The sequence below is a fragment of the Accumulibacter sp. genome (genome assembly GCF_029255285.1).
GTDB lineage: Bacteria > Pseudomonadota > Gammaproteobacteria > Burkholderiales > Rhodocyclaceae > Accumulibacter.
In genome coordinates, this window is the sequence record NZ_JAPUVI010000081.1 from 1 (window position 1) to 6013 (window position 6013).

The following is a 6013-nucleotide window of genomic DNA, read 5'->3' on the forward strand; positions in this document are numbered from 1 at the left end:
GCGCCGCGCTGGAAGTGGACAGCACCCGTTTGCGTTTGAACAGCGAGAGCATGGCGAACCCCGGATGTCGGGCTGCTCGGAGGAGCCTTTTGGCCTTTTCGGGTAGGGCCTTTCCCCTTGGCCCCGTTCCCTTGCCCCCTTCCCAACCCTTTGGCTTTTGCGAAGCCTTTGGGTATAGGGCCGCCAGGGCTGGAGCGCCACGATCAATGCGGCATGGGGCAAGCCCGGCAAACCCGGAGCGCTGCGGGATTGTCGTCAGGCCTGGCCCAGACACACCAACGTCAAAACGCCAGATGAATTTAGGAGGCGCCCGGGGGCAATGCAACCAACTCTTCTACTTCGTCAACCACGCCGCGTAGGCATTGACATCGATCATGGGGACCGTGCCGCTGAACTGCAGCATTGAAATCAGCTTGAACAAAAACGCGGTTGCGGGCTTGCCTTCCTTGGTGAACTCGTACTTGCCTAGCGCCTGTTCCCAAACGAAGTGCCCATGCGCCGCCACGCATCCGATGTCGAGCCGGTCATCTTCGATACTGCCTTCCCCCAGCGCCTTCCAGAGCGGCTCGCCGCCGCACGGCGACCAATCACTCTCGAACGTCAAGATGCCGCCGAGAATCGGAATCAGAGGTTTTGCTGGATAGGTTCCCTTCGCGTAGGGGATGGGCAAACTCGTACGATGCAGCTTGCGCACCGATGCCACTTTAGTTCGCGCGTATGCCACGTAGTTGGCGTTGATGGTCTGCTTCGCCTCGAAGATCGCGTAGACGCTCTCGGCCGGCACGATCGTTTGCCCCTGATACTGGAAGATGAATGGCGAATACTGCCGGTCGTAGACCACGACGTCGATCTGCTCGCTGAAGACACCTTTGCTGTCCACCACGAACGCCTTGTCGGCTCGGTAGCGTTCCGGCAAGTAGGTACTCAGCATCTCAAGCCAAACCCCCTCGCTCGCATCGCCCTTGGCACCCGGATGCGCGAAGGATTTCCTCGCGATCTGGAGACGGTTTTGAATGTCGTCGTGGAGGTTCGCCAGCAGAACCGGAAGGGACCAATCGCTCATGACTTCCTCTCCTCGAAAGGTGGCGTGGGCTGCATCTGCTTGGTGATCTCCAACGCGCGGGGGGCCTCGACACTCCGCGACGGGTACGCGTCAAGGACGATCGCGGGAAGCAGGCGCTGTGTCAGGTCGGAGAAGGTGAAGCCGTAGTGCCCCTTTCCCTTGCCGGTCGCCGCGACCAGATCGTCGACCTGCTTTGCGCTGAGCCCGAGAGCATATAGCGCGCTATCGAGAACGGCGTGACGCTGCGCGTCATTCGGCCGCTCGAACACAAGGATCTCGGCGGCCCGCCGCTTGACGGCTGGATCAAGCGCGCCCAATCGGTTAGTACACATGATCACGGCCGCCGGGAGCTGGCCGTTCGCCAGGCGGTCGATGCCACGGATGAAAGCGTTGACCCCCGCGCGATCCTCGTGGTGCATCTGCGCGGATTCGCGCGATTGCGCCAGCGCGTCGGCTTCGTCGACGAGGAGGATGACAGCTCCGCGCGAGCGGCCGCCCGCGCCCTTGAGCTTCACTGCCGCTTCAACTGTATAGTCGAAGGCTGCGGACAAGAGTTGCGTCATTTCCCCCACCCGGCCCTGGCCGCGGCTCGACAGGCTCAATGGAAACAACGTGATCTCGATCTTTTCTTGCCGCGCAACGGCATCGCCAATCGTCTCAGCAAGCTCGGTCTTCCCGGAGCCAACGTCGCCCGCGAGCACGACGAGCGGCGGACGCCGCAGCACGTGCTTTAGCAATCCCTTCGCATCGGGATGGTGTTTTTGCGCCCAAGCTTCAAGGCCGGCGGGATTCACCAGCAGGCCGAGGATCTTGCTCAGGCGGTCCTTGTGGTCATCGAGGCCGACCAGTCTCGCGAGGCGCTCCTGCGGCTCGAAGTCCGGGAACGTCAGGCGCCGCTCGAACAGCTCATCAAGTGCGGGTTTCGTCTGCATCAGTAGGCCCTCACGCTGGCACGGCCCAGAGCTCTACCGCCGGCCGAGTAGGTCTTGTCGTTGACGAGGTAGCCGTTGACGGTGGGCTGTGTCGCGTTCGTGCGGTAGAACGGCATCCGGCGCTTGAACGCATCTTTCTCGCTCTGCGGCAGCGCGTCCCAAGCCGTCGAATAGGTCAAGTAGTTGTAGAAGCTCGCGCCCGAAATGTCGCGCCCGGGCAATACCCTGCCAGGGTCGTCATCATTCGCCGCCATGCCGGCTAGATCACGGGCGGTATAGCGCAACGTCGGCTCGATCCACTGGCTGTCGCGCAAGAACCCGACGGTCAGCGTGCCAAGATAACCTGCTTTCAGCAGTTCGATGACCTCGCACTCGTAGTTGACGATATCGATGTCGCCGGGATGACCGTAGAAGCGCTGCATGCGCTTCAGGTCAGCGGAGACCTTTGCCGCCATGTGCCGCGCATGGGTGACAGTGAAAGTCGTGGATTCGGTGATCGTGTAGCTGGACATGTTTCCCCTCTTAAGCCTGGAACGCCGAGCCGAAGACCTTCTGCCAGTAGTAGACGGTCTCTTGCTTGGTGGGCGCCGAGAGTGCCGAGTCGATGGCATCCCCTGCGTCGATCGCGGCCTCGTAGATCGCGGAGGCGTTCGCGTCTGTGTAGAGCCTGCTGACGTTGTTGGCACCGTTCACAGGATCGATGATCTGCACACGCTCGCTGAAGGTGCCCATCGACGAAGCCGGGTAGTTGTCGGTGAAGAAGATCTTCTCCTGCAGGTCGGTGCGCGCCAGATAGGTAAAGAAATGCTGCAGCGCCTCTGGGTAGTCGGAGAAGGACAGTCCTTCATCGGCGAGCTTCGCTAGGATCAGTTCGATCATGAACGACTTGAACCTAAATCCATCGTCGGCGGCCTTCATACGCGCGGCCCAGAACTTCACCAGCCTGACCACCTGGGAGAAGTCGTTGGGCTGCGCGCGCTTGCGCTTGCGGATGAACTCCAGGTGCAGCGGGATGTTGGTCTTGAGGAACGAGCCGTCATCTTGACTGACGAGGTTCCCGTACCAGTTAGGATCGCCGTCGTAGAGGATTGGGACCACATCAACATCGAGCCCCGTGCCCCGGAACGACACCGTCACACTGTAGGTCTGCGGTTTCACTTGGTCCGCCGAAAAGTTCGGGAACGCCTTGCGTAGCCGCACAGCCAAGTACTCCAGCAGTGCCGACACTTCGTGCGGGGCATCAGCACCGCTGATGTAGCAGGCCACGTCAATATCGTTGAGAGAACGCAGCGCGGTGCCCTTGGCGAGGCTGCCGGCGAGGAGCATCTTCTTCAAGGTGAAGTCCTGGTGCTCGTTCAGGTAGGTTTCCAGCCGGTCGCGAAGGCGCTTGGCCTGCGCACGGAATTCGTCCGCCTTCTCTTTGGGCAGGTTGACTCTGTCCTGGGCGAAGCGCGCAATCTCGGCGTGACTAACGTGCTCTCGGCTCATCGGTGTCCTCCTTAGGGGGATATGTCGAACTCGACATACCATATATGTCTAGTCTATACTGGATAAAAAAATAGAGTCAACTTTTTTATGGCGAACTAGACATGACTGACGAACGCACACCCTCAGATCTCTTCCAGGAGCGATTGAGGGCCGCCCGAGAACTTCGCAAGTGGAGCCAGGGCGAACTGGCCGAAAAGGCGGGCATGCCACCAAGCTCGATCGCACACTTCGAGTCTGGCTCGAGAAAGCCATCATTCGACACGCTCCGACGTCTCGCGAATGCACTGGAGGTGACGACGGACTATCTGTTGGGCAGGGTCGAAGACCCCTCGCTGGCTGAAGCGGCTGATCCGCTTTTCCGCGATGTCAGCAAGTTGACGGGCAACGATCGCGAGCTGGCCAAGGACTTCTTGAAAATGCTCGCCGAGCGAAACAAGCAAGGGAATAAACGATGAGCCTGTTGCTGCGCCTGAGGCTTGCAAAACAGCGCGGAGAAGCCATCCTCTCCGAGGAGAAGCTCACCAAGCTGGCGGTCGATCCGTTCGAAATCGCGGCGCGGCACGACATCATCGTGCAGGCGAAACCGGACACTGCGTCCGGCGTCTCAGGTATGTTGCTTCGACACGGGAACTCTTTCGGCATCCTCTACGCTTCCGACATCCCCAATGAGGGATTTCAGCGGTTCAGCGTGGCCCACGAACTGGGCCACTACTTCCTCGACGGCCACATCGACCACGTACTGCCGAACGACGGTGTACATGCATCGCATGCCGGCTTTTCGTCGGGCGACCCTTATGAGCAGGAGGCGGACAATTTCGCTGTCGGCCTTTTGATGCCGGCCAAGCCGTTCAGAAAGCTCATGGGCCGGTCGCGCCTCGGCCTTGAGGATATCGAAGCCGCGCGAGATGCCTGTAAGACGTCGTTGACCGCCACCGCAATCCGTTATGCAGAGCTGACAGACGATGCGGTCGCGGTCATCTTGAGCACTGGGCGCACCATCGACTACTGCATCCTCTCCGAAGCCATGAAGTCGCTGCCGGACTTGACGTGGTTGAAACGCGGCTCTCAGGTGCCGGCAAAGACCGCGACAGCACGATTCAACGCCGACAACTCTCAGGTGCTCCGGGCAGAGCGAGAAGAGGACGAGATCGATATCCTTGATTGGCTCGGCGGCAAGCGCTCAAGCATGGTGACTGAGGAAGTCGTCGGGCTCGGCCGCTATGGAAAAACGCTGACGGTGCTTTCCTCGCGAAAGATCGGCCAAGATGCGTATGCCGAAGAAGGGGACGACGAAGACGATCTCGTCGAGCGATGGACGCCACGGTTCAAGAAGTAGAAGCGCCAGCGCTAGTGTCCCTCCGAGGGCCGGTCGCCCTCGTGGGAAACTAGCGCTTGTTGCCAGCGATCGATCGCGTTGCTTCTGTTCTGCACGGAGCAGGCATCAGCAACACCTCTCTGGCGGAGCCCGAGCCCGCTATCAAATAATGCACAGGACGACCATGAGGTAGCCAAAATGAAGACCGCCGCACAGACCACCTTCGCAGAACGTCTCGGCCGGATGCTGGGCCGAGCGTGGCGAGGCTGCGCGCATCTGGATCGGCGAGCGCAGGGCTGGCTACGTGTGCGGGGATGGGCGCCGGGCGCAGCCAAGGCGACGCTGCTGGTGGCCAAGCTCACAGCACTCGGCTTGCTGGCCTATATCGCATTCTGGCTGGCGTTGGTGATCGTGGGCCTTGCAGTCGCGGGTTGGATGGCGTGGCAAGATCACACCGAAATCGACTCCGATTTTCTTGGTCGCAAGGCTGAGGAGCTCGATCACCGTGAGGGTCTCTTCTATCACCCGGCGTCCTACAACGATGATCCAGACCCGCGGTTTGAAGACGACTGATGCAGGATGAGCCCATGCCTACTTCTTGGCAGCGCTGATCAACATATTCGATCCCCGACCACCTGCTTGCCCGGCATCCCTAGTCCCGTTTGCCAAGCCTTGAAGCATGCCCCCTGCACGAACGCCCACCCAACCGAGTGCGGTGACCCAAAGGCTAGGAAGCACAATGAACATCGTCGCCATCACGAAGTTCAGCAGCATGTCGCCGAAGGCATTGTTCAGGCCGATCAGTGGATCAAAGTTGGTGTGCGGCCGATTCGCGCCGAAACCCCAGCCGTAGAGCGCGTCGAGGATCGTGCTGTCGAGCCAGCGCGCGAGCTGGAACCAGAAATCCACGAAGAACAGCGCGAACTCCACACAGCTCACCGCGACCAGGGCTTTCAGCTCGTAGGTGCCGAAGAGCAGCACCAGCGGAATGCAGATGACGAGCGCCATCTTGAGCAGCGACAGCACCATCGGCAGCGCCTGACGGACCACATCCATGGCCGGGAAGAAGCCCAGCGAGCCGACGGTCATCCCGAGATCGCCGGCCCCGCGCGTCACGACGTTGGGCAGCGTCTTATCGATCTGACCGCCGTAGTCGGTATAGACGGCGCCCTGGTTCATCTTCTGTTGCTGCGGCGAGACCACGGCGCGAATCAC

Annotated in this window: 8 protein-coding genes; 3 read left to right on the plus strand and 5 right to left on the minus strand. The window is 60.7% G+C overall.

Going from position 1 to position 6013, the window contains the following annotated elements; all coding sequences use genetic code 11:
- Positions 1–334: 334 nt before the first annotated feature.
- Genes Q1M07_RS09205 through Q1M07_RS09220 form a run of 4 tightly spaced genes read right to left on the minus strand, consistent with a single transcriptional unit; the run spans position 335 to position 3483 of the window.
- The gene (locus Q1M07_RS09205) at positions 335–1063 is read right to left on the minus strand and encodes a DUF6602 domain-containing protein (RefSeq protein ID WP_300453236.1); all 729 of its coding nucleotides are present in this window, start codon (positions 1061–1063) and stop codon (positions 335–337) included.
- Positions 1060–1995, minus strand: a complete 936-nt coding sequence (locus Q1M07_RS09210) for an ATP-binding protein (protein ID WP_300453238.1) — start codon at positions 1993–1995, stop codon at positions 1060–1062. Before Q1M07_RS09210 ends, Q1M07_RS09205 begins: the two co-directional genes overlap by 4 nt.
- The gene (locus Q1M07_RS09215; protein WP_300453239.1) at positions 1995–2507 is read right to left on the minus strand and encodes a hypothetical protein; all 513 of its coding nucleotides are present in this window, start codon (positions 2505–2507) and stop codon (positions 1995–1997) included. Before Q1M07_RS09215 ends, Q1M07_RS09210 begins: the two co-directional genes overlap by 1 nt.
- 10 nt (positions 2508–2517) lie before the next feature.
- Positions 2518–3483, minus strand: a complete 966-nt coding sequence (locus Q1M07_RS09220) for a CBASS oligonucleotide cyclase (RefSeq protein ID WP_300453241.1) — start codon at positions 3481–3483, stop codon at positions 2518–2520.
- Between the two features lie 101 nt (positions 3484–3584).
- On the opposite strand from Q1M07_RS09220, the gene Q1M07_RS09225 reads away from it, so the two are divergent.
- The 3 genes from Q1M07_RS09225 (at position 3585) to Q1M07_RS09235 (ending at position 5371) form a co-directional block, all read left to right on the plus strand.
- Entirely contained in the window at positions 3585–3938 is a 354-nt protein-coding gene (locus Q1M07_RS09225; RefSeq protein ID WP_300453243.1) for a helix-turn-helix transcriptional regulator, read from the plus strand.
- Positions 3935–4819, plus strand: coding sequence for an ImmA/IrrE family metallo-endopeptidase (locus Q1M07_RS09230; protein WP_300453245.1), 885 nt, complete (start codon positions 3935–3937; stop codon positions 4817–4819). The genes Q1M07_RS09225 and Q1M07_RS09230 overlap by 4 nt, the downstream gene beginning before the upstream one ends.
- Positions 4820–4996: 177 nt before the next feature.
- Positions 4997–5371, plus strand: a complete 375-nt coding sequence (locus tag Q1M07_RS09235) for a DUF3742 family protein (RefSeq protein WP_300453247.1) — start codon at positions 4997–4999, stop codon at positions 5369–5371.
- An 18-nt stretch (positions 5372–5389) separates the two neighbouring features.
- Here Q1M07_RS09235 and Q1M07_RS09240 read toward each other — a convergent pair.
- Positions 5390–6013: conjugal transfer protein TraG N-terminal domain-containing protein (locus Q1M07_RS09240; protein WP_300453249.1), on the minus strand; the 624-nt coding region annotated here is incomplete at its 5' end.